The sequence below is a fragment of the Burkholderia cepacia genome, assembly GCF_001718835.1.
GTDB classification, from domain to species: Bacteria; Pseudomonadota; Gammaproteobacteria; order Burkholderiales; family Burkholderiaceae; genus Burkholderia; species Burkholderia cepacia_F.
This window is the reverse complement of sequence record NZ_CP013443.1, coordinates 1,072,134-1,096,854: the sequence shown is the minus strand read 5'-3', so window position 1 is coordinate 1,096,854 and position 24,721 is coordinate 1,072,134. Positions and strand designations below refer to the sequence as shown.

Below are 24,721 nucleotides of genomic sequence, written 5' to 3'. Positions count from 1 at the left end.
GGAAGCGATGGACAACGGACACCTGATCGACATGGCCAACCAGATCGGCGCATTCTTCGAATCGATGCCCGATCGCGACGAAGCGCTGGCCGGCATCGCCGACCATATCCGGCGCTTCTGGGAGCCGCGGATGCGCCGCGCGCTTCTCGCGGCGCTCGACGATCCGACAGGCGAGGCCGCGCAACGCGCGGCGCCGATCGTGCGCGACGCGATCGCCGCCTATCGCGACACGCTGACGCCTGCCGACGCGCCCGTCTGAACGCCCGACCGGCGTATCGCCGCCGCTACGCGGGCCGCGACATGCCCGCGAACCAGCTTTCGCAGTGGCGCAGCAGCGCGTTCGTGTCGGACGCGAGCCGGCCGCGCGCTGCGATATAGCCGTCGGGCCGCACCAGGTAGAACGACGGACGAGACCGGCCGTAGGCGTCGGCCAGCCCTGCCGCGCCGTCGCCTTCGGCATCGGTGACGCGCCAGACGCGCACCGCGTCCGGCATGATCCGTTCGAGCGACTGCGCAAGCGCTTGCGCGGCCTCGGCAGCGGGCGGCGGCGCGCCCGCCCCGCCCTCCTGGGGCGGCTCTTCCAGCAGCAGCAACGTGAAGCTCGCCGGATCGTGCAGGTCATAAAGCCGCGCCGTGCCGGGCGCCTGACCGAGCGGCCCGTCGAGCACGCGCACGTACGCATCGGGCGCCCGCTCACCTGCGCGCGGCCCGCCGTCGAGCACGCGCTCCAGCGTAAGCGGGCTCTTCCGGTACTGCACGCCGAGCTCGCTGACCGTACGCCGCACCGCGTCGCGCATCGGCCCGAACGACGCCAGCAGCGGCACGACATGATCGCGCAGCAGCTTCATCGCGCCGCGCTCGGCTTCGACGACCTGCGTGACGAAACCGGTCTGCCGCAACACGTCGCGCTCGATCGGATGACGTTCCACGTGATACGTGTCGAGAAGCCGCTCGGGCGTGCCCGCGCCGAGCACGCGCGCGAGCTTCCAGCCAAGATTGAACGCTTCCTGGATGCCGGTGTTCATGCCCTGCGCGCCGGCCGGGCTGTGGACGTGCGCGGCGTCGCCCGCGAAGAACACGCGGCCGTGGCGCAGCCGGTCGACCATCCGGCTGTGCAGGTGAAAATAGGACGACCACGTCAGGTCGCTCAGGACGATCGGCGTCCCCATGCGCGCACGGACGATCTCCTGGCATTGTGCAAGCGACGGCCCGCGCTCGTCGGACAGCGCGCCGTTCTCCCGCGGCCGGTCGGCCACGAGCCGGTAGCGGCCGCCGCCCATCGGAAACAGGCCGGCCATGCCTTCGGGCGTCGTGAACAGGTGGATCTCTTCGTCCGGCCAGTCGGGTATCGCCGCGAAATCGGCGAGCAGGAACGTCTGCTCGAACGCCTGCCCGGTGAAGCCCAGGCCGAGCAGATGCCTGACCGTGCTGTGCGCGCCGTCGGCGGCGATCAGGTACGACGGCGCGAGCCGCTCCTGCGCGCCGCGCGCATCGCGGATCGACACGTCGAGCGACGCGCCGCCCGCATCGCACGCGGTCAGCGTCGCGCCGCGCTCGACCGTCACGCCGAGCCGGGCCAGGTGCTCGGCGAGCAGGCGCTCGGTGACGGTCTGGTCGAGAAACAGCAGGTACGGATAGCGCGTGTGCAGCGGATCGAAATCGAGCCGCGCGATCACGCGGCCGTCGGCATGGAGCGCGGCTGCATGCGCACGATGGCCGAGCGCGAGAAACGGTTCGACCGCGCGATGCTGCTCCAGCAGTTCGAGCGTGCGCGCCTGGATGCCGATCGCGCGCGAACACGGCGATGGCTCGGCCGCCTGGTCGATCACGCGCACCGGCACGCGGGCTCGCGCGAGGCTCATCGCCGCGGCAAGTCCGGTCGGCCCCGCACCGACGATCAGCACGGGCCGGATATCGGGCAGTGTGTCAGCCATGAGAACCTCGATGACACGCGATCCTGCAAGTCTACGCCGCTCCACGTGACGGGGCCATATGCCGGACGGCCGACCGGGGCCCCTGGCCGGGTATGGGACAATGCGCGTTTCCCGCCAGTTTTCGCGTCATGGATACCGCATTCGACCGAGCGTATGCCGCACACCGCGCGGGCCGCCTCGCCGAGGCCGAGCACGGCTATCGCAACGCGCTCGCCTCCAATCCCGCCAACGCCGACGCGCTGCATCTGTTCGGCGTGCTGCGGCACCAGCAGGGCCAGCACGCCGAGGCGGCCGACCTCGTCGGCCGCGCCGTCGCGCTGCGTCCGGACGATGCCGCACTGCAGCTCAATCTCGGCAACGCGCTGAAGGCGCTCGGCCGGCTCGACGAAGCGGTCGACCGCTTTCGCAACGCGCTGACGCTCGCGCCCGAATTTCCGCTCGCGCACTACAACCTCGGCAACGCGTATGCGGCGCTGCAGCGCCACGACGATGCGATCGATGCATTCGGCCGCGCGCTGCGGCTCACGCCCGACGATGCATCGATCCACAACAATCTCGGCAACGCGCTGAACGCGCTCGGCCGCCACGACGACGCGCTCGCCGCGTTCCATCGCGCGCTCGAGTTGCGGCCCGGGCATGCGGGCGCGCACAACAACCTCGCGATGGCGCTGAACGCGATGGGCCGCGCCGACGACGCGATCGCGCACTTCCAGGCCGCTATCGCCGCGCAGCCGCGCTTCGTCGCCGCGCATTTCAATCTCGGCAACACCCTCGACGCGGTCGGCCGGCATGCCGAGGCGGCCGCCGCGTTCGAAGCCGCGCTCGAGCTGCATCCGCCGTTTCCGCTCGCGCTGTTCGGGCTCGCGAACGCACTGAGCGCACAGGCACGCCACCGCGACGCGCTGCCCTTCTACGAGCGTGCGGTCGGTCTCGATCCGTCGTTCAGCCTGGCCTGGCTGAACCTCGGCAACGCACATCACGCGCTCGGTGCGCACGAGATGGCGCTGCGCGCGTTCGACCAGGCGCTGCGTGTCGCCCCCGATCTCACGCTGGCACGGCTGCACCGCGCGGTCACGCTGCTGACGCTCGGCGACTTCACGCGCGGCCTGCCCGCCTATGAAGCGCGCCACGACACGCCGGGCGCGACGCCGCTCGGCACGCTGCCGCGCTGGCAAGGCGAACCGATCGCGTCGCGCACGCTGCTGATCCGCGCGGAACAGGGCTTCGGCGATACGCTGCAGTTCGTCCGCTTCGTGCCGCTCGCCCGCGCGCGCTGCGCGCGCGTCGTGCTCGAAGTCCAGCCGGAACTCGTTACGCTGCTGGCGCCGACGGCAGCGCGCTGGCGCGTGACCCTCGTCGCACAGGGCGCCGCGAAACCGCCTGCCGCGGACGTCGCCTGCACGCTGATGAGCTTGCCGTTCCTGCTCGGGCTCCAGGCGGAGGACATCCTGTCCGGCACGCGCTACCTCGACGCCCCCGACGGCGCCGGCCGGCGCTTTCGCGGCTCGCTCGGCGGGCAGCAACGACGCAAGTTCGGCATCGTCTGGTCCGGGCGGCGCCACGCACGGGACAATCGCTCGATGCCGCTCGACGCGCTCGCGCCGCTGCTCGCGCTGCCGGATATCGACTGGATCGTGCTGCAACCCGCACTCGACGAAGACGACCGCGCGCGCGTCGACGCGCATCCGCGCGTCCACCCGTTCGGCGACCGGCTGACCGACTTCGCCGCGACGGCCGCGCTGATCGGGCGGCTCGATGGCGTCGTCACGATCGATACGGCGGTCGCGCACCTCGCCGGCGCGCTCGGCAAGCCACTGTGGGTCATGCTGCCGTTCGCGCCCGACTGGCGCTGGTTCACCGGCAACGACTGCCCGTGGTACCCGCAGGCCAGGCTCGCCCGCCAGCCCGCGCCGGGGCAATGGCTCGACGTGGCGACCGCAGTCGCCGGCATGCTGCGCACTGCCTGAGCCCATCGGCAGTGTCGAGATCGCGGGCGTGAATCCGCCGATCGTCGTCGCCAGGCTGTATGCCAGCGAGAAACCGGCCGTGCGCACGTCGGCCGGCATCGCGCCGTTGCTTGATGCATAAAGGAACGATAGCCGCAGCTCGACCGCGAGCAGTCGCAGGAACGACGGCTGCGCGACCAGACACTGAACGGCCGGATAGGTGGTCACGAGCATGAGCAGCGTGACCGCGATCAGTACCGGGCGGCGGCCGATGCTGTCCGACAGCGGCAGCCAGACTGCGAGGGCTCCGCCCGGCGCTGGGTGATGAAGTCGTGGTGATAGACGGCAAGAGCGCTACACGTTTCGTGCGATTGCCCTGGGCTGTCAGAACATCGACCTCCAAATTCGGATCAGTCCGATCGACTGCCGGCGCCCCAGCGATCACAATTTCGGATTTACTTCGACGCCAGCGCCACATCCGCTCCACGCCCGTGCCGCACCGCGTATCGCCGCCATGAATCCATCGCCATTCGTTCCCGTTGAAGGCGACCTTGCCGTTCCCCGATTCCGTCCGCTCGACGGCATCCCGCTCGGGCGCGAATGGACGTTTCGCGGCACGTCGGACGCCCGATCGGGTAGCGCGTACACCGCTCGGACCGAGACCACGTGCATCGACGTCGATGCTCCGCATCGCGCCTGCCACTGGACGCCGTCGAGCAATGCGAAGCGCGAACCCGTCGTGGTCCACCCTCGCTCGCATCCGGACGCTGCCGCACCCGCGCGGCGCGCCGTGCTCGCGTCCTGCTGGACCCTCGGCGCGCTCGGCACCATCGGCTGGCTCATCGCTGCCCACGAACCGGCTTTCGATCCTGCGCGGGCCCGGGGAAACACGCAAACGGGCGTCACCGCCATCAGCCGCATCGCCCAGCCGCCGGAGCCCGCGCTCGCCGCTGCCCGCGTACCTGCCACCGAGCCTTCGGTCCACGCCGCGCCCGAAACGGCAACGGCCAGGCCAGTGATCACTGCCGACGCCGCGCCGATGACCGCCAAAGCCGAACATCCGGTCGTGACGCACGCCGCCGCGCTCCCGCGGACTCGTCGTGCGAGCGAACGGCAGGCAACGGCGCGCGCGCAGCCCGCGATGCCCGCCGCGCACCACCGGGTCGCCGCACGCGTCCAGCCCGCACCACCGCCGGCGGCAGCCTCCGCGCTTCGGCGCGCGTCCATGTCAGTGCCGCTCGACGATCTCGACAACCCGCGAACGCTGATCGCGCTGGAAAAGGCGCTGCGAACCGAACAGCCCGCCGCCGTGCGGGCACCGCAAACGGCCGCGGCCGACGGCGACTGGACGTCGCGGCTGTCACATCGGCGCCTGACCGACACGCCGGACGCATTCATGCACTGACCGGCGTGCCGCAAAAAACAACCCGATCCGCGCAAGCCGATCGGGTTGATTCGTTCAGACAGTCCTTGTCGTCAGGCCCGGCGAGGATCGCGTCTTCGCCGGGCCGGCGCGCGGTTACTTGTGTACCGGCAGCCCCGTCTCGGTCTGCTTCTCGAGTTGCCGCACCTGCTCCTGCAGATCACGCAACTGCATCTGCGCGGCCCGCTTCTCGACCTGCAGCGCCTGTGCCTGCTCCTGCGCCGAACGCTGCCGTTGCGCAACTTCGGCCTGCTGGCTACGCGCAACGCTCAGGTCGGCCTGCAACTGCTGCGCGCGACTGTTCGACAATGCGATCACACGCTCGAGAAACGCTTTCTGCGCCTGCAGTTCGGTCCGGCGGATTTCGATGTCCGACAACTGTACGGTCTGCTGAACGAAGTTCGCGTACACCATCTCCGCGCGGCTCTTCTCCTGCGACCGGATCACACGCCACAGGTGCTTGTCCTGGAACAGCGCGACGTAGTACGTCATCTCGCGCGGATCGAACATCAGGCTCGTACCGTAGCTGCCGTTGTACGTCGTGCGCATTTCGACGATCCGGCCATCGTGCAGCATCTGCGTCAGCTCGGCGACGTTGCCTTGCGCGGCCCCATCTGCCGCGGGTGCGGCTTCGCCGCCCAGGCTCGTCACGGCCGGGCGGGTGCCGGCGACGGGCGCCGTGTCGTCGGCGGACCACGCCGCAACGGCGTGCGCGCAGGCAGCCAGCGCAACGATCCACGTCGCGCATCGTGCAGGGGAAAAATTTCGGAAAACCAACGTCGGACTCCGGCGAACGAATCGGAACTCGCGATTATCGTTCAATTCGCCGACGCCGCATCTCGAATTTATCGGGATGCGGCGCGTCGTTGCAACGCTCGACGGTCTTACAGGCGGGTTTCGCGCGCCGCGCGCAGGAACGCATCGAGCAGCGGCGTGCAGTCGAGCAGTTCCGAGCCGCCGGCGCGATGGAACTCGGGATGCCACTGCACGCCGACGACGAACGGCGAACGCCGATGACGAATGCCTTCGATGATCCCGTCGCCCGCCGACACGGCCTCGATGTTCAGATCGCGGCCGAGATCGCGGATCGCCTGATGGTGAATCGAATTGACGATCGCTTCGCTGCGCCCGGGGAACATGCTCGCGAGCGTCGACGAATCGGGAAAGCGGATCGCGTGACGATGCTGGTCGTAATGCTCGCTCACGTGCGCATTCGCGGTCGGCACGTCGGTGGCGATGTCCTGGTACAGCGAGCCGCCGAACGCGACGTTGATCAGCTGGCAGCCGCGGCACACGCCGAGGACGGGCTTGCCGGATTCGACGAACTCGTGCAGCAGCTCGAGTTCGTACATGTCGCGCACGCGATCGCCCGGCCATTCGGGGCGGGCGTCGGACGCGGCGTAGGTTTGCGGCGACACGTCGGCGCCGCCCTGCAGCAGCAGCCCGTCGAGATGCTTCGCGTAGTCGCGCAGGCGGATGTTGCTCGGGTGAATCATGCCCTGGTGGCCGACGGTCGGAATCATGAACACGAGCACGTCGCGCGACATCACCCAGTGTGCGATCGATTCCTCGAGATACTGCAGCGTCTTGCCCCGCAGCCCCTTCGCACCCGGTTCCGGATGGAAGATCCGCGCCGACACGCCGATGCGCAGCGTGCGCTGCGTGATGCGCTGGCCGGCGCGGTCGAACAGCCGGCGCGCACGCGCGGCCACGATCCGGCCGAACACCGACCACGGCGTGTCGCTCTGCTTCAGGTAGGCCGGCGGCGCATTCTGCGCGCTCGCCGGCGGCGGGCGCGGCGTGTCGAAGTCGGGCTGCGCGCCGAATCCCGGCGGCGGCGCGCCCGGTTTGCGTTCGTTCGCCGTCGCGCCGGCGCCGCCGGCCGCGGCCCCCGGCGCACCCGGCTCGGACGCCCCGGTGACGGGCGAAGCGCCCGCCCCGGCGACGTCATCGACGACGCCTTGTGCCGCGGACGCCTGGGCGGCCGTGCCGGCCGCTGCGTTCACCGGATTCGGACGGGTGGGATCGGAAGAAGGAGATGACGTGCCGGCCGAGCCGGCGAAGGAAGGCGTGTTTTCGCTCATGACGATGGTCTGGTACGTCGCTCACGCGTATGGATAGACGAGGATTCATTATGCTTCAGCGCACGATCGCTCGGGGAGCCGACAACATCTTGTCATCAATGTTGCAGGGGTCCGGTCACTTCCCGCGCGGAAATCGCCGCCCGCCGGCGCACTGGACACCAGTGATATATCACAATAATATCGGCTCATTGCCCACGCTCCGGAACAATCCGCATGCCCTCGCCTCGCCCGGCCGCCGCGCCGCCGCCCGCATGAACACGCGGATCGACGCCCCGCACGCCCGCCGACCCCCGGCCTCGTCCGCCAGCCTCGCCGACCGCGCTTATGCACTGATCCAGCGCGACATCATCACGATGCGCCTGAAACCCGGCGCCGCACTCAACGAAGCCGACCTCGTCGCCCGCACCGGGATCGGCCGCACGCCGGTGCACCAGGCCGTGCATCGGCTCGTGCTCGAAGGGCTGCTGTCCGTGATGCCGCGCAAGGGATTGATGGTGCAGCCGCTGTCGCTCGACGACATCGTCGCGGTGATCGACGTGCGGCGCATCAACGAAGCGCACTGCGCGGAACTCGCCGCGCGCCATGCGACGCCCGACGACCTCGCGCGCCTGGCCGCGCTGCTCGACGAAGGACTGGCATGCGTCGACACGCACGACGTCGAGGGCATGATGGAACTCGACCGCGCGTTCCACCAGGCGATCGCCGCGGCCGCGCGCAATGCGGTTCTCGCCGACATCCTGCGCGCGCTGCACGAACGCTCGCTGCGCTTCTGGTTCGTCACACTGTCCGAACCCCATCATCTCGCCGACGTCCAGCACGAGCATCGCGAACTGTTCGACCGGCTGTCCGCACGCGACGCCGCGGGCGCGCGCGCGGCCGTCGAAAGCCATATCGATTCGTTCCGCTCCACGCTTCTTCAACATCTTCGCCCCTGAGCCGCCATGACCACTTTCACGCCCTTCCCCCCGCTCGCCCAGCTCGCCGCCGACCTCGCCGCCGGCCGGACCACGAGCCGCGCGCTCGTCGACACCGCGCTCGACCGGATCGCCGATCCGTCGGGCCAGGGTGCGGTCGTCTTCACCGAAGTCGATGCCGACAACGCGCGTGCGGCCGCCGACGCGCACGACCGGCTGCGCGCCGCGGGCACCGTGCTGTCGCCGCTCGCGGGCATTCCCGTGTCGGTCAAGGACCTGTTCGACGTCGCGGGCCAGGTGACGCGCGCGGGTTCGCGCGTGCTCGACGGCGCGCCGGCCGCGCGCACCGATGCGGTCGCCGTCGCGCGGCTCAAGCGGGCGGGCGCGGTGCTGGTGGGCCGCACCAACATGAGCGAGTTCGCGTTCTCGGGGCTCGGGCTGAATCCGCACTTCGGCCACCCGCGCTCGCCGTACCGCCGCGACGTGCCGGGCGACGCACGGATTTCCGGCGGCTCGTCGTCCGGCGCGGCCGCGTCCGTCGCCGACGGGATGGCCGCCGTCGCGCTCGGCACCGATACCGGAGGCTCGATCCGCATTCCGGCCGCGCTGTGCGGGCTCACCGGCTTCAAGCCGACCGCGAGCCGGATCCCGACGCAAGGCGGCGTGCCGCTGTCGACGACGCTCGACTCGTTCGGCCCGATCGGCCTGACGGTCGCGTGCTGCGCGCTCGTCGACCGGATGCTCGCGGGCCTCGAACCGCACGTGCCGGCCGCGCGGCCGCTCGAAGGCGTGCGGCTCGGCGTGCTGACGAACTACGTGACGGACGGTGTCGATGCCGACGTCGCGGCCGCGCTCGATGCCGCGCTCAAGCATCTCGAAGCCGCCGGCGCGATCGTCACGGAAGTGCGCTTCCCGGCGCTCGACCGGCTGCCGGACGTCAACCGCTTCGGCTTCTCGCCGATCGAGGCCTACGCATGGCATCGCCCGCTGCTCGCCCGGCACCGCGACCAGTACGATCCGCGCGTGCTCACGCGGATCCTGAAGGGCGAACCCGCGAGCGCGGCCGACTATCTCGACCTGCTCGCCGCGCGCACGGCGATGCTCGACGAAGCCGCGCACACGGTCTGGTCGCGCTTCGATGCGCTCGTCGCGCCGACGGTGCCGGTCGTGCCGCCGCGCATCGCCGACCTCGAAACGGACGACGCCGCGTTCACGCGCACCAATGCGCTGATCCTGCGCAACCCGAGCGCGTTCAACTTCCTCGATGCGTGCGCGCTGTCGCTGCCCTGCCATCCGCGCGACGCGGCGCCGGTCGGCCTGATGCTCGCGGCCGCACCGCATCGCGACGACGCGCTGCTCGCGATCGGCCAGGCGGTCGAGGCCGTGCTCAACACGATCCGCTGAGCGCAGCCAGCCGAGCGCCGGCGGACAGGACGCGCGGTGCGGCAGGTTGCCGCACGCGCGCTGTCAGTTTCGTGCCAGACCGTTCGCGCTAAAATCGCGCGATTGTTTTCCGGACCGACCCACGAGGAACCCCGCCGAATGAACGACTACACGCTCGCAATCCGCCGCGAACGCCGCCTGCTGATGCTGCTCGGCTGGGTGTGCATCGCCCTGCTGGCCGGTGCGCTCTACCTGCAGTACGTGAAGAACGAAGACCCCTGCCCGCTGTGCATCATCCAGCGCTACTTCTTCTGTGCGATCGGGATCTTCGCGTTCCTGGCCGCGGGGATCCGCAACTGGCGCGTCGTCTGGGTGCTCGAGCTGCTGATCGCGATCGCCGCCGCCGGCGGCGTCGGCACGGCCGCCCGGCATCTGTCGATCCAGATGAATCCGGGCTTCAGCTGCGGCTTCGACACGCTGCAGCCGATCGTCGACAGCCTGCCGCCCGCGCAGTGGTTCCCCGGCATGTTCAAGGTCGCGGGGCTGTGCGAGACCGTCTACCCGCCGATCCTCGGCATCCTGCTGCCCGGCTGGGCGCTGATCGGCTTCGCCGCGATCCTGGTTGCCGTCGTCGCGAGCCTCTGGCGCCATCGTCGCAAGCTCGCGGGCTGAGCCGCGACCGGTTCCGCGCGCGCGGCCGCGGCCGGCCGCAACTGCCGGCCGCATCTCACTGGCCACGCGTGGCCGGCCGCACCTCGCCGGCCGCGCTTGGCCGGCCGCACCTCGCCGGCCCCGCGTAAACACCTACCCCTTTGCGGCGCGCCTTACCGGGCAGACCGCCTCCCGCCCCGCTTCACCGTCGCTCCCCGCCCAGCCCCGCCACGCCTGCGTCCCGGCCCGGCTGCGGGCCGCCGGACCCGCATCGTCCCGCGACGGGCCTATGATCGACATGATCGCCGTCTGATAGCGCGCATCAACGCCGGACGATCTTCCGGCCTTTTTGCAGTGCTATCGTGCGTGCTGGATGGCGATCTACGTGCGCGAGGCCAGGCGGTCTCGCCACCCCTGCGTAACGCGCGCCCGATCCGCAATGTCGACTGGATTCATCATGACAACGCAAACCATCCGCATCCGTCACCCTCATGGCGTCCGCGCCGCATTTGGCGGCTCATTCAGCGGCTCATTCGGCGGCGCACCTCGCCCGCGCCGCGCATCCTGCGCCGACCGTCCGGGAGCGCGCTGATGGAAGCCTGGCTCGGCGATCTGCAGCAACTGCTCGCGCACGGCGAAGCGGCCGTGCTCGTGACGGTCGCGCACACCGACGGCTCCGCGCCGCGCGAAGCCGGCACCAAGATGCTCGTCACGCGCGACACGGCCCGCCATACGATCGGCGGCGGTCATCTGGAGTGGAAGGCGATCGAGATCGCGCGGCATCTGCTGAAGGACGGCGCGCACGTGCCGCACGCGCGCCGGCTCGAGCGGCTCGCGCTCGGCCCGAGCCTCGGCCAGTGCTGCGGCGGCGCCGTCGTACTCGCGTTCGAGCGGCTCGACGTCGGCGATCTCGGCTGGATCATGTCGCTCGCGAAGCGTGTCGCGGCCGGCGCCGCGACCGTGCGTAGCGTATCATTCGGCCCCTCGCCGGGCGCGCCGCTGTTGAGCGAGCCCGAATCGGAAGCCGCGCGTGCCGACTGCCTGCTGTGGGAAACCGGCGGCGTGTCGCTGATGACCGAAACGATCGCGCCGTATGCGTTCCCCGTCGTGCTGTTCGGCGCCGGGCACATCGGCACCGCGCTCGTGAAGGTACTGGCGACGCTGCCGTGCCGCGTGCGCTGGATCGACGGGCCCGATGCGGTGTTCCCGCCTGCCGACGCGCTCGCCGGCATCGGCAACCTCGCGATCGAGGCGGCCGCTGCGCCGGCCGACGCCGTCGACACGGCGCCGCCGCAGTCCTACTTCGTCGTGATGACGCACGACCACGCATTCGATTTCGTGCTGGCCGAGCGCATCCTGCGGCGCGGCGACTATGCATACTTCGGGATGACCGGCTCGCACGCCAAACGCGTGCAGTTCGATCATCGCCTCGCGGCGATCGGCATCGACCCGGCCCAGGTCGCGCGGATGCGCTGCCCGATCGGTGTCGAAGGCATCGTCGACAAGGCACCCGAAGTGATCGCGATCTCGGTGGCTGCGCAATTGCTGCAAGCCGTCGAGGCGAACGCGGCTGCACTGGCTTCCACCCCCTACTGACCGACCAAGAACGACGCCATGACCCCGACATTCAAGGACAAGATTGCCCGCGCGCCGAAAGCGGAGCTGCATATCCACATCGAAGGCTCGCTCGAGCCCGAGCTGATCTTCGCGCTCGCGCAGCGCAACGGCGTGAAGCTCGCGTACGACTCGATCGACGCGCTGCGCGCCGCGTACGCGTTCACCGACCTGCAGTCGTTCCTCGACATCTATTACGCAGGCGCGAGCGTGCTGCTGACCGAACAGGATTTCTACGACATGACGGCCGCGTACTGCGAACGCGCGCTCGCCGACAACGTCGTCCACACCGAACTGTTCTTCGATCCGCAGACGCACACCGAGCGCGGCGTCCCGATCGAGACGGTCGTCGCGGGCATCGAGCGCGCGCTCGCCGATTACGAGCAGCGCGGGCTGTCGAGCAGGCTGATTCTGTGCTTCCTGCGCCACCTGTCCGAAGAGGACGCGCTCGCGACGTTCGAATCCGCGCTGCCGCTGTTCGAGCGCTATCGCCATCGCCTGATCGGCGTGGGCCTCGACTCGTCCGAACTCGGCCATCCGCCGACGAAGTTCGCGCGCGTGTTCGACAAGGCGCGCGCGCTCGGGCTGAAGCTCGTCGCGCATGCCGGCGAGGAAGGCCCGCCCGCGTACATCTACGAAGCGCTCGACGTGCTGAAGGTCGACCGGATCGACCACGGCGTGCGCAGCATCGAAGACGCGGCGCTCGTCGAACGCCTCGCCAAATCGCGCACCGCGCTGACCGTCTGCCCGCTGTCGAACCTGAAGCTGTGCGTGTTCGACGACATGGCGAAGCACACGCTGAAGGCGCTGCTCGATCGCGGTGTCGCGGTGACGATCAACTCCGACGATCCGGCCTATTTCGGCGGCTACGTCAATGAGAACTACTTCGCGACGACCGAAGGGCTGCAACTCACGGACGCCGAAGTCCATGCGGTGATCCGCAACGGCTTCGAGGCGTCGTTCATCGAACCGGCGCAGCGCGACGCACTGTACGCGCGCCTCGACGCGTACTGGCAGGCCGCCTGACGAGGCGACCGACGAATGCGGACTGCCGCGGTCACGGCGACCGACCGTGAGGAACGCTTTTCCGATTGATATCCGAGGCGGCGCGGGCCGTCGCAACCCACCCCGCGCCGCCGCTCGCACCACGCTGATCGTTTTTTCCACGCAGGACCATTCGTCATGACGCAAACCGCTTTCCGTTCCCAGCTGCTGACTTTCAACGGCGACCCGGCGCAATCGAGCCAGGCCGCGAACTACGAGACCGACGGCCTCCTGATCGTCGACGACGGCAAAGTCGTCGCGGCCGGCCCGTACGCGCAGCTCGCCGCGACGCTCGCGCGCGACGCGATCGTCCATGACCTGCGCGACAAGCTGATCGTGCCCGGCTTCATCGACACGCACATCCACTATCCGCAGACGGACATGATCGCGTCGCCGGCGCCGGGCCTGCTGCCGTGGCTGGACAAGTACACGTTCCCGACCGAGCGCCAGTTCGGCGACCCCGAGCATGCGCGCGAGGTGGCCGACTTCTTCGTCGACGAACTGCTCGCCTGCGGCACGACGAGCGCGCTCGTCTACTGCACCGTGCACAAGCAGTCGGCCGATGCGCTGTTCGCGGCGAGCGACGCCCGCGACCTGCGGATGATCGCGGGCAAGGTGCTGATGGACCGTAACTGCCCCGAATTCCTGCGCGATACCGCGCAATCCGGCTATGACGACAGCACCGAGCTGATCGGCCGCTGGCACGGCAAGGGCCGCCAGATGTACGCGCTCACGCCGCGTTTCGCACCGACGTCGACCGAGGCCCAGCTCGAGGCGTGCGGCGAACTCGCGCGCCGCCATCCGGACGTGTTCGTGCAGAGCCACGTCGCGGAAAACGTCGACGAGGTGAAATGGGTGGCCGAGCTGTTCCCCGGCCATCGCAGCTATCTCGACATCTACGACCGCTACGGGCTGCTGCGCCCGCGCGCGGTATACGGCCACTGCATCCACCTCGACGACGAGGACCGCCGCCGGATGGCCGAGACGCGCACCGTCGTCGCGCACTGCCCGACGTCGAACTTCTTCCTCGGCAGCGGGCTGTTCGATTTCGACAAGGCCGGCGAACACGACGTACCCGTCACGCTCGCGACCGACGTCGGCGGCGGCACGTCGTTCTCGATGCTGCAGACGATGAACGAAGCGCACAAGGTCGCGCGGCTGTCGGGCCACCACCTGACCGCGACGCGAATGTTCTGGCTCGCGACGGCCGGCGCCGCGCAGGCGCTCGACCTCGCCGACACGGTCGGCACGCTCGCGCCGCGCACCGAGGCCGACTTCGTCGTGCTCGATCCGCAGGCCACGCCGCTGCTCGCGCGCCGCACGAAGCGCGCGGATTCGCTCGAGGAGCTGCTGTTCGCGTTCGCGCTGCTCGGCGACGACCGCGCGGTGTACCGCACCTATGCGGCCGGCCGCTGCGTGCACGAGCGCGGCACCGCGCGCCGCGCCGCCTGACCGAACGCCGGCGCGCGCCGCGCGATGCGGTGTCCGAACCGCTTTTGCGCGCGGCGCGCACCGTGCTAGAATTCGCCGCTCATTGGGGAGTAGCCGCTCCGCTCGATGTCCCGCGCCTCCGGCGCGCATCGTGACGGAGGCGTCCGTCAACAGACTTGGCCTTGCGGCCATGGCGGGCGCAGCCACCTTGGCCTGGCGAGACCGATGGTTCACAGTGCGCCGCATCAGGGCCCGGCGCGCCGTGGATCGTCGCTCGCACGCACAACACCGGCCCGCGGAACCCCATACGTGTCCCAAGCCTTCCTGATCTCCACCGGCGCCGTCGCCCTCGCTGAAATCGGCGACAAGACCCAATTGCTTTCCCTCGTCCTGGCCGCGCGCTATCGCAAGCCGGTGCCGATCATTCTCGGCGTGCTCGTCGCGACGCTCGTGAACCACGGTTTCGCCGGCGCGCTCGGCGAATGGCTCGGTGCGCTCGTCACGCCGTCGATCATGCGCTGGGCACTCGCGTTCTCGTTCATCGCGATGGGGTTGTGGATCCTCGTGCCGGACAAGCTCGACGCCGACGAGGCCAATGCCAACCGTTCGCGGCTCGGCGTGTTCGGTGCGACCCTCGTCGCGTTCTTCCTCGCCGAAATGGGCGACAAGACGCAGATCGCGACCGTTGCGCTGGCCGCGCGCTTCCAGGACTACATCGGTGTCGTGGCCGGCACGACGTTCGGGATGATGCTCGCGAACGTGCCCGCGATCCTGCTCGGCGACCGCTTCGCGCACCGTCTGCCGACCAGGCTCGTGCACGGGATCGCCGCCGTGCTGTTCGTCGTGCTCGGCGCGCTGGCGCTGTTCGGTGTCGGGGCATGACCCGCGCGGCGCGGCGGCCGGCCGGCGGCCGCGGCGCCGCCATCGCCTGCTACTTGACCGCCGCCGCGCCTGACGCGGGCGCAGCCGGCACCGCGCGCTCGTTGGCGGCCGGTGCCGCCGGGCCGCCTCGCTTGTCGACCGGCAGCCGGACCGAGCGGACCGCGCCGTTCGACAGCGGGAAATCGGCGAGCGCGCTGCGTGCGAGGAACGGCATCGCGTACAGCAGCGTGCCATTGTCGCCGGTCGTGCGCGCGGACACGTTGTAGACCTCCTTGCCCGTCGCGCGCTCGGTGATGCGGATGCCGAGCGTGTAGTCGAACACCTGGTACGTCTGCGCGACATAACCGGCCGGCATCGGCCCCCAGGGCCCCCACGGGCCCCACGGGCCGCGCCGCCAGTACGGCCCCGGAAACCAGGGGTCGTAATAGACCGGCGTCGGCACCGCCACCAGGTCGCTGCCGACGCCGTAGGTCAGCCCGACCAGGTAGCGGGCGCTCGCCTGCGGCACCTGCCGGAACGCATACGTGGACAGTTCGTTCGCGACGATCGGCTCGTAGGTCGACTGCTCGATGCTGTTCTTCTGCGCATCGGTGCGGGTGAACGCATAGGTGCGTGTCGCGTCGCTGCCGCTCCAGTCGGAGAAGGCCGTGACCTGGGTCGTCACGTAGCTGGTGCAGCCCGTCAGCAGCGCCACGCACAGCACCGCCGCCCAGCCCGCACCGCGAAAAATCCGTTCGCGTCTCATGATCGTCCTCGTCAATCCGTCACCCGCCCGTCGCGTCGCGCGAAACGGTCGGGATGCCGATAATACGCGGACTCCCGGAACCGGTAAAAAGTTCGCCCGGCACGCAGCCGCAAGCCTTTGTACAATGGCCCGGTTCGCCCGGCCCGTGCCGCGGGCCCGTCCCCCACTCCACCGATCTCGACGACCATGTCCGACAACGCTTCCTCCACCGTGATCCGCCGCGCCGACTATACGCCGCCGGCCTTCCTCATCGATACCGTCGCGCTCGAGTTCGATCTCGCGCCGGCCCGCACGATCGTCAGGAATACGATGCGCGTGCGCCGCAATCCGGACGCCGCGCCCGCGCCGCACCTGGAACTGATGGGCGAAGCGCTCGAATTCGTCGGCGCATGGGTCGATGGCGCGCCGCACGGCGCCGTGCGCGCGCACGAGCACGGGCTGACCGTCGAGAACGTCCCCGACGCATTCGAGCTGACGCTCGAAAGCGCATGCGCGCCCGACCAGAATACGACGCTGTCGGGTCTCTATGTCTCGAGCGGCAACTTCTTCACGCAGTGCGAAGCCGAAGGCTTTCGCCGCATCACCTACTTCCTCGATCGCCCGGACGTCATGGCGTCGTACACGGTGACGCTGCGCGCCGACAAGGCCGCCTACCCGGTGCTGCTGTCGAACGGCAACCTCGTCGATTGCGGCGGCCTGCCCGACGGCCGCCACTTCGCGAAGTGGGAAGACCCGTTCCGCAAGCCGAGCTACCTGTTCGCGCTCGTCGCGGGCAAGCTCGTCGCGATCGAGGAAAAGATCACGACCGGCTCGGGCAAGGAAAAGCTGCTGCAGGTGTGGGTCGAACCGGCCGACCTCGACAAGACGCGTCACGCGATGGATTCGCTGATCCATTCGATCCGCTGGGACGAGAAGCGCTTCGGCCTCGAGCTCGATCTCGACCGCTTCATGATCGTCGCGGTCGGCGACTTCAACATGGGCGCGATGGAGAACAAGGGGCTCAACATCTTCAACACGAAGTACGTGCTGGCGAACCCCGAGACCGCGACCGACACCGATTTCGCGAACATCGAATCGGTGGTCGGCCACGAGTACTTTCACAACTGGACCGGCAACCGCGTGACCTGCCGCGACTGGTTCCAGCTGAGCCTGAAGGAAGGGCTGACGGTGTTCCGCGACCAGGAATTCTCGGCCGACATGGCCGCGGGCGACGCGATCGATTCGGCGGCCCGCGCGGTCAAGCGCATCGAGGACGTGCGGGTGCTGCGCCAGCTGCAGTTCGCCGAGGATGCGGGCCCGATGGCGCACCCGGTGCGCCCGGAGAGCTACGTCGAGATCAACAACTTCTACACGATGACCGTCTACGAGAAAGGCTCGGAAGTCGTGCGGATGTACCAGACGCTGTTCGGCCGCGACGGCTTCCGCAAGGGGATGGACCTGTATTTCAAGCGCCACGACGGGCACGCCGTGACCTGCGACGACTTCCGCCACGCGATGGCCGACGCGAACGGGCGCGACCTCGCGCAGTTCGAGCGCTGGTACAGCCAGGCCGGCACGCCGCGCGTGTCCGTGCGCACCGCGTACGACGCCGCCGCGCGTCGTTATACCGTCACGCTCGCGCAGGGCTACGGCGACGCATCGCCGGCCGCGCGCGAAACGCAGCAAGGGCCGCTGCTGATCCCGTTCGCGATCGGCCTGATCGGCCGCGACGGCCGCGACCTGCCGCTGCGCCTCGACGGCGAAGCCGCCGCGGCGGGCACGACGCGCGTGCTCGACTTCACCGATACCGAACAGACCTTCACGTTCGTCGACGTGCCGGAACAACCGCTGCCGTCGCTGCTGCGCAACTTCTCGTCGCCGGTGATCGTCGAGTACGACTACAGCGACGACGACCTCGCGTTCCTGCTCGCGCACGACAGCGATCCGTTCAACCGCTGGGAAGCCGGCCAGCGCCTCGCGACACGCGCGCTGCTGACGCTCGCCGCGCGTGCCGCCGCGAACGAGCCGCTCACGCTCGGCGAGAATTTCGTCGCTGCATTCCGCCGCGTGCTGACCGACGCGACGCTGTCGCCGGCGTTCCGCGAGCTCGCGCTGACGCTGCCGTCGGAAACCTACCTCGCCGACCAGATGGCGGAAGCCGATCCGGCCGCCGTGCATCGCGCGCGCCAGTTCGTGCGCCGCCAGCTCGCCACCGCACTGCGCGCAGACTGGCTCGCCGCGTACGAGCAGCACCAGACGCCCGGCGCCTACGAACCGACGCCCGACGCTTCCGGCCGCCGTGCGCTGAAGAACCTCGCGCTCGCGTATCTCGCCGAGCTCGAGGATCCGGCCGATGCCGTGCGCCTCGCGACCGCGCAATACGACGCGGCGAACAACATGACCGATCGCGCGGCCGCACTCGGCGCGCTGCTGTCCGCCGCGGCCGCCGGCGCGAACGAACCGGCCGAGCACGCGCTCGACGATTTCTACCGCCGCTTCGAGAAGGAAGCGCTCGTGATCGACAAATGGTTCGCGATGCAGGCCGCGCAACGCGGGACGCCCGCGCAGCCGACGCTCGCGAAGGTTCGCAAGCTGCTCGCGCACCCTGCGTTCAACCTGAAGAATCCGAATCGGGCCCGTTCGCTGATCTTCAGCTTCTGCGCGGCCAACCCCGCGCAATTCCACGCGGCGGATGGCTCGGGTTATGCATTCTGGGCCGAACAGGTGCTCGCGCTCGACGCGATCAACCCGCAGGTCGCGGCGCGCCTCGCCCGCTCGCTCGAACTGTGGCGCCGCTTCACGCCCGCATTGCGCGACCGGATGCGCGAAGCGCTCGAGCAGGTCGCCGCGGGCGCGAAATCGCGCGACGTGCGCGAGATCGTCGAGAAGGCGCTCGCCTGACGCGACCCGTTTCCGCGCCGGCACAACGTGACAAAGCCGGCGCCGCTCGATGCGGCGCCGGCTTTTTTGCGTCCCCCGGCCGGACGGGCCGGGTTCGGGTCCGATTCAGGCCGGCACGGCCGGCGCCTGCGCCTCCACCCGTGAACGCGCGATCCGCGCGGCCTCGACCATCGCGGTCAGCGCCGCGTCGACTTCGCGCCAGTCGCGCGTCTTCAGCCCGCAGTCCGGATTCACCCACAGACGCTCCGCCGGAATCCGCGACAGCGCGCGCTCGATCAGCGCGACCATCTCGTCGCGGCCGGGCACGCGCGGCGAATGGATGTCGTACACGCCCGGCCCGATCTCGTTCGGATACGCGAACGATTCGAAATCGTCGAGCAGCTCCATGTCCGAGCGCGACGTCTCGATCGTGATCACGTCGGCGTCGAGCGCGGCGATCGACGCGATGATGTCGTTGAACTCCGAATAGCACATGTGCGTATGGATCTGCGTGTCGTCGGCAACGCCCGACGCCGCCACCCGGAACGCGCGCACCGCCCAGTCGAGATACGCGGCGCGGTCGCGCTCGCGCAGCGGCAGCCCTTCGCGCAGTGCGGCCTCGTCGATCTGGATCATGCCGATGCCGGCGCGCTCGAGGTCGACCGTCTCCTGGCGCAGCGCGAGCGCGATCTGCAGCGCGGTGGTCGCACGCGGCTGGTCGTCGCGCACGAACGACCAGTTCAGGATCGTCACGGGGCCGGTCAGCATGCCCTTCATCGGCTTGTCCGTCAGGCCTTGCGCGTACTGCGCCCAGCCGACCGTCATCGCCTCCGGCAGGAACACGTCGCCGTAGATCAGCGGCGGCTTCACGCAGCGCGAACCGTACGACTGCACCCAGCCGTTCGCGGTAATCGCAAAGCCCCACAGCAGCTCGCCGAAGTATTCGACCATGTCGTTGCGCTCGGCTTCGCCGTGTACGTACACGTCGAGCCCGTACTGCTCCTGCTTGCCGATCGCGATGCGGATCTGCTCGCGCATCGCCTCGAGGTAGCCGAGATGGTCGAGCGCGCCCGCCTTGAAGTCCGCGCGTGCCTTGCGGATCTCCGCCGTCTGCGGGAACGAGCCGATCGTCGTCGTCGGCAGCAGCGGCAGCCGGAAGCGCGCGCGCTGGCGGCGCGCCCGCTCGTCGTAGCGCGCGGCGCGCCGCGCATCGGCATCCGTCAGCGCGGCGACGCGTCGCTGCACGAGCGGGTTGTGGATGCGGGTCGACGTGCGGCGCGCCTGCGCCGCCGCGCGCGACGCGTCGAGCTCGCCGGCGACGACCTCGCGCCCCTTCACAAACGCATCGCGCAGCACCGCGACTTCACGCGCCTTCTGCACCGCGAACGCGAGCCACTGCTTCAGCTCGGCGTCCAGCTTCGGCTCATTGCCGAGATCGACCGGCACGTGCAGCAGCGAGCAGCTCGTCGCGATCCACAGCCGCTCGCCCAGTTGCGCGCGCGCCGCCGCGAGCCGCGCGAGCGACCGGTCGAGATCGTTGCGCCACACGTTGCGCCCGTCGACGATCCCGCACGACAGCACCTTGTCGGCCGGATAGCCGGCCAGGATCGCGTCGAGCTGCGCGGCGCCGCGCACCAGATCGACGTGCAGCCCCGCGACCGGCAACGATTTCAGCAGCGTCGCGTGCGCGTCGACCGATTCGAAGTAGGTCGCAAGCAGCACGCGCGGCGCATGCGCAACCAGTTCGGCGTACGCGGCGGGCGCGGCGTCGCGCCACGCGCCGGGCAGGTCGAGCGCGAAGATCGGCTCGTCGATCTGCACCCATTCGACGCCGTCGGCCTTCAGGCGCGCGAGCAGCGCCTGGTACGCGGGCAGCAGGCGCGGCAGCAGCGACAGCCGGTCGGCCAGCCCGTCGCGCGCCTTGCCGAGCCACAGCAGCGTCAGCGGGCCGACGAGCGCGACCTTCACCGGATGGCCGAGCGCCTGCGCTTCGCGCACTTCGTCGAACAGCCATTCGACGCCCGCGCCGAACGTCGTCGACGGCGAGTATTCCGGCACGATGTAGTGGTAGTTCGTATCGAACCACTTCGTCATTTCCATCGCCGGCTGCGCGACGTTGCCGCGCGCGGCCGCGAAATAGTCGGCCAGCGACAGCTTGCGCGCCTCGAAGCCGAACCGCGTCGGCAGCCCGCCGACGTGCGCGAGCGTCGTCAGCACGTGGTCGTACCACGCGAAATCGCCGACCGTCACCCAGTCGAGCCCCGCGTCTCGCTGCGCGGCCCAGTGCGCGGCGCGCAGCGAGACGCCGGTGTCGACCAGCGCGCGCTCGGCGTCGGCCCCCTGCCCGTCGCGCCAATAGCGCTCGAGCGCGAATTTCAGTTCACGCTGCGCGCCGATGCGCGGGAAACCCAATACGTGTGCAGTGCTCATCTCGATCCTCCAATAGTCCAGCGAGTATCGGATTTGCCTTATCATTACTCAAACGAAAGTTTTTTCGATTGAACATGAATAAATTTCAACATCGCATCGCGAAGCGGGCTCGTCGATGATCCGCTCACCGCTCGAATTCCGTCATCTGCAGACGCTGGTCGCGTTGCGCGACACCGGCAACCTGTCGCGCGCCGCGCAGTTCCTGTGCCTCACGCAGTCGGCGCTGTCGCATCAGCTCAAGGCGCTGGAGGCGCACTTCGGCTTGCCGCTGTTCGTGCGCAAATCGGCGCCGCTGACGTTTACGCCGGCCGGCAAGCGACTGCTCGCGCTCGCCGAGCAGGTCGTGCCCGCGATCGAGGAGACCGAGCGCGATATCGCGCGCCTCGCGCAGGGCACGGGCGGCACGCTGCGGATCGCCGTCGAGTGCCATACCTGCTTCGACTGGCTGATGCCGGCGATGGACGCGTTCCGCCAGCGCTGGCCGGAAGTCGAGCTCGACATCGTGTCGGGCTTCCATGCGGACCCGGTCGGCCTGCTGCACCAGGACCGCGCGGATCTCGCGATCGTCGCCGAGGCGGACCCGGCCGAGGCAGTCGACTATCATCCGCTGTTCCGCTTCCAGATCGTCGGCCTCGTCGGCAACGCGCATCCGCTCGCAGCGAAGCCCGCGCTTTGCGCCGACGATTTCCGCGCCGAGACGCTGATCACCTACCCCGTCCCCGACGAGATGCTCGACATCATGCGGCAGGTCCTCGTGCCGGCCGGCATCGCGCCGAAGCGGCGCACGTCGGAGCTGACGGTCGCGATCCTGCAGCTCGTCGCGAGCCGGCGCGGGGTCGCGGCGCTGCCGCTGTGGGCGGTCGCCACCTATCTCGACAAGCATTACGTGAGCGCGCGCCCGGTGCTGCGCGGCGACGGCACGACGTTGTCCGGCGAGCTGTACGCGGCCACGCTGCCCGCGTTTTCGTCGCGGCCGTACGCGGCCGATTTCGTGTCGACGATGCGCGCGACGTGCGCCGTGGCGCTGCCGGAAATCGAGCTGATGTGACCACCCGGCCATGTAACCGGACGAAAAAAGCCGGCGGTACGGGAGGCGCGACGGGTAAAATTGCGGCCATTCAAGGATTCTTTGGCCTTCTGGAGTCTGTCATGTCCATTGCCCGCCGCACCACGCTGTCGAAGTTCCTGATCGAACAGCAACGTGAGACCAACAACCTCCCCGCCGACCTGCGCCTGCTGATCGAAGTCGTCGCACGCGCGTGCAAGGCGATCAGCTACAACGTGTCGAAGGGCGCACTCGGCGAGGCGCTCGGCACCGCCGGCAGCGAGAACGTCCAGGGCGAAGTGCAGAAGAAGCTCGACATCCTGTCGAACGAGATCCTGCTCGACGCGAACGAATGGGGCGGCAACCTCGCCGCGATGGCATCGGAAGAAATGGAAACCTTCTTCCCGATCCCGGCGAATTACCCGCGCGGCGAATACCTGCTCGTGTTCGATCCGCTCGACGGTTCGTCGAACATCGACGTGAACGTGTCGATCGGCACGATCTTCTCGGTGCTGCGCTGCCCGGACGGCAAGCAGGCAACCGAGGAATCGTTCCTGCAGCCGGGCACGCAGCAGGTTGCGGCCGGCTACGCCGTGTACGGCCCGCAGACGGTGTTCGTGCTGACGACCGGCAACGGCGTGAACTGCTTCACGCTCGACCGCGAAGTCGGCTCCTGGGTGCTCACGCAGAGCAACATGCAGATCCCGGCCGACACGCGCGAATACGCGATCAACGCATCGAACGCACGCCACTGGTACGACCCGGTCAAGCGCTACGTCGACGAACTGAACGCCGGCAAGGACGGCCCGCGCGGCGACAACTTCAACATGCGCTGGATCGCATCGATGGTCGCCGACGTGCACCGGATCCTGAACCGCGGCGGCATCTTCATGTACCCGGCCGACAAGCGCACGCCCGATCGTCCGGGCAAGCTGCGCCTGATGTACGAAGCGAACCCGATGTCGTTCATCGTCGAACAGGCGGGCGGCGCCGCGACGACGGGCACGCAGCGCATCATGGAAGTCCAGCCGACGGGCCTGCACCAGCGCGTGCCCGTGTTCCTCGGCTCGAAGAACGAGGTCGAGCGCGTGACCAGGTATCACACCGAAGGCAATTAATTTGCACTGCAGCACTGGACGTGCGGGCAAGACGCACGTACAATCGCGCCTCGCGATGCGGCTCTACGGGGCCACATCGCGGTGAAATGAAATCGGAAGACCTGTCGAAACAGGGGTTTTGCGAAGCAGCCGAAAAAAGCTGAAAAAAATTTCGCAAAACCTATTGCCAAGATCCCGGAAATCACCATATAATTTCATTTCTCTGCTGCCGGTGTAGCTCAGTTGGTAGAGCAGCGCATTCGTAATGCGAAGGTCGTAGGTTCGACTCCTATCTCCGGCACCAAAGTATTCAAGGGCTTAGCCGCAAGGCTAGGCCCTTTTTACTTTCCAGGCATCGACACAAGTCGCCTCCCCCTCTCCAATCAGCGAACGGCACCTTGAACAAGATACAAGGCGTTCTTTGCCTCGAATGTCATGCCTAAATGGGCGGGGCCCCGGTCGATGGCTCGGCGGCGAGCAGCGCCGCACTGATCTGGGGTCTGCGCGCTTCCCGAATGGACGTTGGACCTCTACGGCCTGAGAAACACCGGCATACACGGGACGTACGGCCTGATCTGGATGGCGAGCGCCGCATTCGGGAGCATCGTTCGCTGCGATGCCACAATTGCAACGAACGCAGCCCGCTAACGATCCCCGCTCAGTCGCTCCGATATCGTCCGCACACCGCCGATCGCTTCGCATTCCTTTCCAATCGAGAAGCGCCCGTACGCACGTCGCCTCCTTTCTTACAGACTCATTTCACCCGACCTGCACTGCTTTGCGCTGACAAATTCCCTGGAAAATCCGGTTAAGGGTGCATAACATTACTTAACGATTCCGACCCGTCTATCGCGTTACATTGCGTGGGCGGCGCTGCGAGATCGACGTGCCACCCATACCGGGTTGCCGGCTCCCGCATGACGTCCGGTCATATCGACTCGTTACCAGGAGAGGACCACCATGACTCATGGCTTGATAATGTGGCTCATCATCGGCGCAATTGCCGGCTGGCTTGCCGGCGTGCTCGTCAAGGGCGGCGGCTTCGGGCTCATCGTCGACATCATCGTCGGGATCGTCGGCGCGGTGATCGGCGGCTGGCTCGCCGGGCTGCTCGGCATCAGCGTCGGCAGCGGTTTCATCGGATCGGTGATCGTCGCGGTCGTCGGTGCGGTGATCCTGCTGTTCGTGATCCGGCTATTCAAGCGAGCGGCCTGACTACCCGCTACGCGCGCCTGCGGG

General features: G+C 68.9%; 19 protein-coding genes, 1 tRNA gene, 1 pseudogene and 1 riboswitch. Of the genes and pseudogenes, 15 read left to right on the top strand and 6 right to left on the bottom strand.

Features of this window, described 5'->3' with window-relative positions:
- Positions 1-7 precede the first annotated feature (7 nt).
- On the top strand, positions 8-259 hold the full coding sequence (locus WT26_RS08465) for a formate dehydrogenase subunit delta (protein ID WP_069272602.1): 252 nt from the start codon (positions 8-10) through the stop codon (positions 257-259).
- Between the two features lie 25 nt (positions 260-284).
- Here WT26_RS08465 and WT26_RS08460 read toward each other — a convergent pair whose 3' ends face one another.
- Entirely contained in the window at positions 285-1,934 is a 1,650-nt protein-coding gene (locus WT26_RS08460) for an FAD-dependent monooxygenase (protein WP_069272601.1), read from the bottom strand.
- Between the two features lie 128 nt (positions 1,935-2,062).
- Here WT26_RS08460 and WT26_RS08455 point away from each other — a divergent pair, with 128 nt between their 5' ends.
- Positions 2,063-3,901: a tetratricopeptide repeat protein gene (locus WT26_RS08455; protein ID WP_069272600.1), complete on the top strand. Its 1,839-nt coding sequence runs from the start codon at positions 2,063-2,065 to the stop codon at positions 3,899-3,901.
- A gap of 9 nt (positions 3,902-3,910) precedes the next feature.
- Here WT26_RS08455 and WT26_RS35475 read toward each other — a convergent pair.
- Positions 3,911-4,177, bottom strand: a pseudogene (locus WT26_RS35475) (MFS transporter); the annotation flags it as partial.
- 217 nt (positions 4,178-4,394) lie between these two features.
- Here WT26_RS35475 and WT26_RS08450 point away from each other — a divergent pair.
- On the top strand, positions 4,395-5,285 hold the full coding sequence (locus WT26_RS08450) for a hypothetical protein (protein ID WP_069269991.1): 891 nt from the start codon (positions 4,395-4,397) through the stop codon (positions 5,283-5,285).
- A gap of 114 nt (positions 5,286-5,399) precedes the next feature.
- On the opposite strand, the gene WT26_RS08445 is transcribed toward WT26_RS08450, so the two are convergent.
- Positions 5,400-6,080, bottom strand: coding sequence for a DUF2968 domain-containing protein (locus tag WT26_RS08445; protein WP_069272599.1), 681 nt, complete (start codon positions 6,078-6,080; stop codon positions 5,400-5,402).
- Positions 6,081-6,187: 107 nt separating this feature from the next.
- On the bottom strand, positions 6,188-7,387 hold the full coding sequence (locus WT26_RS08440; RefSeq protein WP_069272598.1) for a gamma-glutamyl-gamma-aminobutyrate hydrolase family protein: 1,200 nt from the start codon (positions 7,385-7,387) through the stop codon (positions 6,188-6,190).
- 251 nt (positions 7,388-7,638) lie between these two features.
- Here WT26_RS08440 and WT26_RS08435 point away from each other — a divergent pair, with 251 nt between their 5' ends.
- The 7 genes from WT26_RS08435 to WT26_RS08405 all read left to right on the top strand — a co-directional run bounded on the left by WT26_RS08435 (position 7,639) and on the right by WT26_RS08405 (position 15,306).
- Positions 7,639-8,322 (top strand): GntR family transcriptional regulator, encoded by a 684-nt coding sequence (locus WT26_RS08435; RefSeq protein WP_069273714.1) that lies wholly within the window; start codon positions 7,639-7,641, stop codon positions 8,320-8,322.
- A gap of 6 nt (positions 8,323-8,328) precedes the next feature.
- Positions 8,329-9,705 (top strand): amidase, encoded by a 1,377-nt coding sequence (locus WT26_RS08430; protein WP_059529609.1) that lies wholly within the window; start codon positions 8,329-8,331, stop codon positions 9,703-9,705.
- Between the two features lie 138 nt (positions 9,706-9,843).
- Positions 9,844-10,356 carry a disulfide bond formation protein B gene (locus tag WT26_RS08425; protein WP_069272597.1) on the top strand — a complete coding sequence of 171 codons (513 nt, stop codon included), beginning with the start codon at positions 9,844-9,846 and terminating at the stop codon, positions 10,354-10,356.
- Positions 10,357-10,926: 570 nt separating this feature from the next.
- Positions 10,927-11,931: a xanthine dehydrogenase accessory protein XdhC gene (gene xdhC, locus WT26_RS37220; protein WP_069272596.1), complete on the top strand. Its 1,005-nt coding sequence runs from the start codon at positions 10,927-10,929 to the stop codon at positions 11,929-11,931.
- An 18-nt stretch (positions 11,932-11,949) separates the two neighbouring features.
- Positions 11,950-12,975, top strand: a complete 1,026-nt coding sequence (locus WT26_RS37215; protein WP_059529596.1) for an adenosine deaminase — start codon at positions 11,950-11,952, stop codon at positions 12,973-12,975.
- Between the two features lie 156 nt (positions 12,976-13,131).
- The gene (guaD, locus tag WT26_RS08410) at positions 13,132-14,445 is read left to right on the top strand and encodes a guanine deaminase (RefSeq protein WP_069272595.1); all 1,314 of its coding nucleotides are present in this window, start codon (positions 13,132-13,134) and stop codon (positions 14,443-14,445) included.
- A gap of 72 nt (positions 14,446-14,517) precedes the next feature.
- Positions 14,518-14,655: riboswitch (yybP-ykoY riboswitch) on the top strand.
- A 78-nt stretch (positions 14,656-14,733) separates the two neighbouring features.
- Positions 14,734-15,306 (top strand): TMEM165/GDT1 family protein, encoded by a 573-nt coding sequence (locus WT26_RS08405; protein ID WP_069272594.1) that lies wholly within the window; start codon positions 14,734-14,736, stop codon positions 15,304-15,306.
- A gap of 49 nt (positions 15,307-15,355) precedes the next feature.
- Here WT26_RS08405 and WT26_RS08400 read toward each other — a convergent pair whose 3' ends face one another.
- Positions 15,356-16,051, bottom strand: coding sequence for a DUF4136 domain-containing protein (locus tag WT26_RS08400; protein WP_069272593.1), 696 nt, complete (start codon positions 16,049-16,051; stop codon positions 15,356-15,358).
- Between the two features lie 186 nt (positions 16,052-16,237).
- Here WT26_RS08400 and pepN point away from each other — a divergent pair, with 186 nt between their 5' ends.
- Positions 16,238-18,931: an aminopeptidase N gene (gene pepN / locus WT26_RS08395; RefSeq protein ID WP_069272592.1), complete on the top strand. Its 2,694-nt coding sequence runs from the start codon at positions 16,238-16,240 to the stop codon at positions 18,929-18,931.
- A gap of 105 nt (positions 18,932-19,036) precedes the next feature.
- On the opposite strand, the gene metE is transcribed toward pepN, so the two are convergent.
- Complete coding sequence (gene metE / locus WT26_RS08390; RefSeq protein ID WP_069272591.1) at positions 19,037-21,340, bottom strand: 5-methyltetrahydropteroyltriglutamate--homocysteine S-methyltransferase; 2,304 nt, start codon at positions 21,338-21,340, stop codon at positions 19,037-19,039.
- Positions 21,341-21,455: 115 nt separating this feature from the next.
- Here metE and WT26_RS08385 point away from each other — a divergent pair, with 115 nt between their 5' ends.
- From WT26_RS08385 to WT26_RS08370, 4 genes are all read left to right on the top strand, one after another.
- Positions 21,456-22,388 (top strand): LysR family transcriptional regulator, encoded by a 933-nt coding sequence (locus WT26_RS08385; protein ID WP_059491578.1) that lies wholly within the window; start codon positions 21,456-21,458, stop codon positions 22,386-22,388.
- Positions 22,389-22,489: 101 nt separating this feature from the next.
- Positions 22,490-23,503 carry a class 1 fructose-bisphosphatase gene (locus WT26_RS08380; RefSeq protein ID WP_069272590.1) on the top strand — a complete coding sequence of 338 codons (1,014 nt, stop codon included), beginning with the start codon at positions 22,490-22,492 and terminating at the stop codon, positions 23,501-23,503.
- Between the two features lie 207 nt (positions 23,504-23,710).
- A tRNA-Thr gene (locus WT26_RS08375) sits at positions 23,711-23,786 on the top strand.
- Between the two features lie 656 nt (positions 23,787-24,442).
- Positions 24,443-24,697 (top strand): GlsB/YeaQ/YmgE family stress response membrane protein, encoded by a 255-nt coding sequence (locus WT26_RS08370; RefSeq protein ID WP_059529576.1) that lies wholly within the window; start codon positions 24,443-24,445, stop codon positions 24,695-24,697.
- Positions 24,698-24,721 lie beyond the last annotated feature (24 nt).

Coding starts and splice junctions, on each gene's coding strand:
- WT26_RS08465 (WP_069272602.1), top strand. CDS start 8: ATGGACAACGGACACCTGATCGACATGGCCAACCAGATCGGCGCATTC.
- WT26_RS08460 (WP_069272601.1), bottom strand. CDS start 1,934: ATGGCTGACACACTGCCCGATATCCGGCCCGTGCTGATCGTCGGTGCG.
- WT26_RS08455 (WP_069272600.1), top strand. CDS start 2,063: ATGGATACCGCATTCGACCGAGCGTATGCCGCACACCGCGCGGGCCGC.
- WT26_RS08450 (WP_069269991.1), top strand. CDS start 4,395: ATGAATCCATCGCCATTCGTTCCCGTTGAAGGCGACCTTGCCGTTCCC.
- WT26_RS08440 (WP_069272598.1), bottom strand. CDS start 7,387: ATGAGCGAAAACACGCCTTCCTTCGCCGGCTCGGCCGGCACGTCATCT.
- WT26_RS08435 (WP_069273714.1), top strand. CDS start 7,639: ATGAACACGCGGATCGACGCCCCGCACGCCCGCCGACCCCCGGCCTCG.
- WT26_RS08430 (WP_059529609.1), top strand. CDS start 8,329: ATGACCACTTTCACGCCCTTCCCCCCGCTCGCCCAGCTCGCCGCCGAC.
- WT26_RS08425 (WP_069272597.1), top strand. CDS start 9,844: ATGAACGACTACACGCTCGCAATCCGCCGCGAACGCCGCCTGCTGATG.
- xdhC (WP_069272596.1), top strand. CDS start 10,927: ATGGAAGCCTGGCTCGGCGATCTGCAGCAACTGCTCGCGCACGGCGAA.
- WT26_RS37215 (WP_059529596.1), top strand. CDS start 11,950: ATGACCCCGACATTCAAGGACAAGATTGCCCGCGCGCCGAAAGCGGAG.
- guaD (WP_069272595.1), top strand. CDS start 13,132: ATGACGCAAACCGCTTTCCGTTCCCAGCTGCTGACTTTCAACGGCGAC.
- WT26_RS08400 (WP_069272593.1), bottom strand. CDS start 16,051: ATGAGACGCGAACGGATTTTTCGCGGTGCGGGCTGGGCGGCGGTGCTG.
- pepN (WP_069272592.1), top strand. CDS start 16,238: ATGTCCGACAACGCTTCCTCCACCGTGATCCGCCGCGCCGACTATACG.
- metE (WP_069272591.1), bottom strand. CDS start 21,340: ATGAGCACTGCACACGTATTGGGTTTCCCGCGCATCGGCGCGCAGCGT.
- WT26_RS08385 (WP_059491578.1), top strand. CDS start 21,456: ATGATCCGCTCACCGCTCGAATTCCGTCATCTGCAGACGCTGGTCGCG.
- WT26_RS08380 (WP_069272590.1), top strand. CDS start 22,490: ATGTCCATTGCCCGCCGCACCACGCTGTCGAAGTTCCTGATCGAACAG.
- WT26_RS08370 (WP_059529576.1), top strand. CDS start 24,443: ATGACTCATGGCTTGATAATGTGGCTCATCATCGGCGCAATTGCCGGC.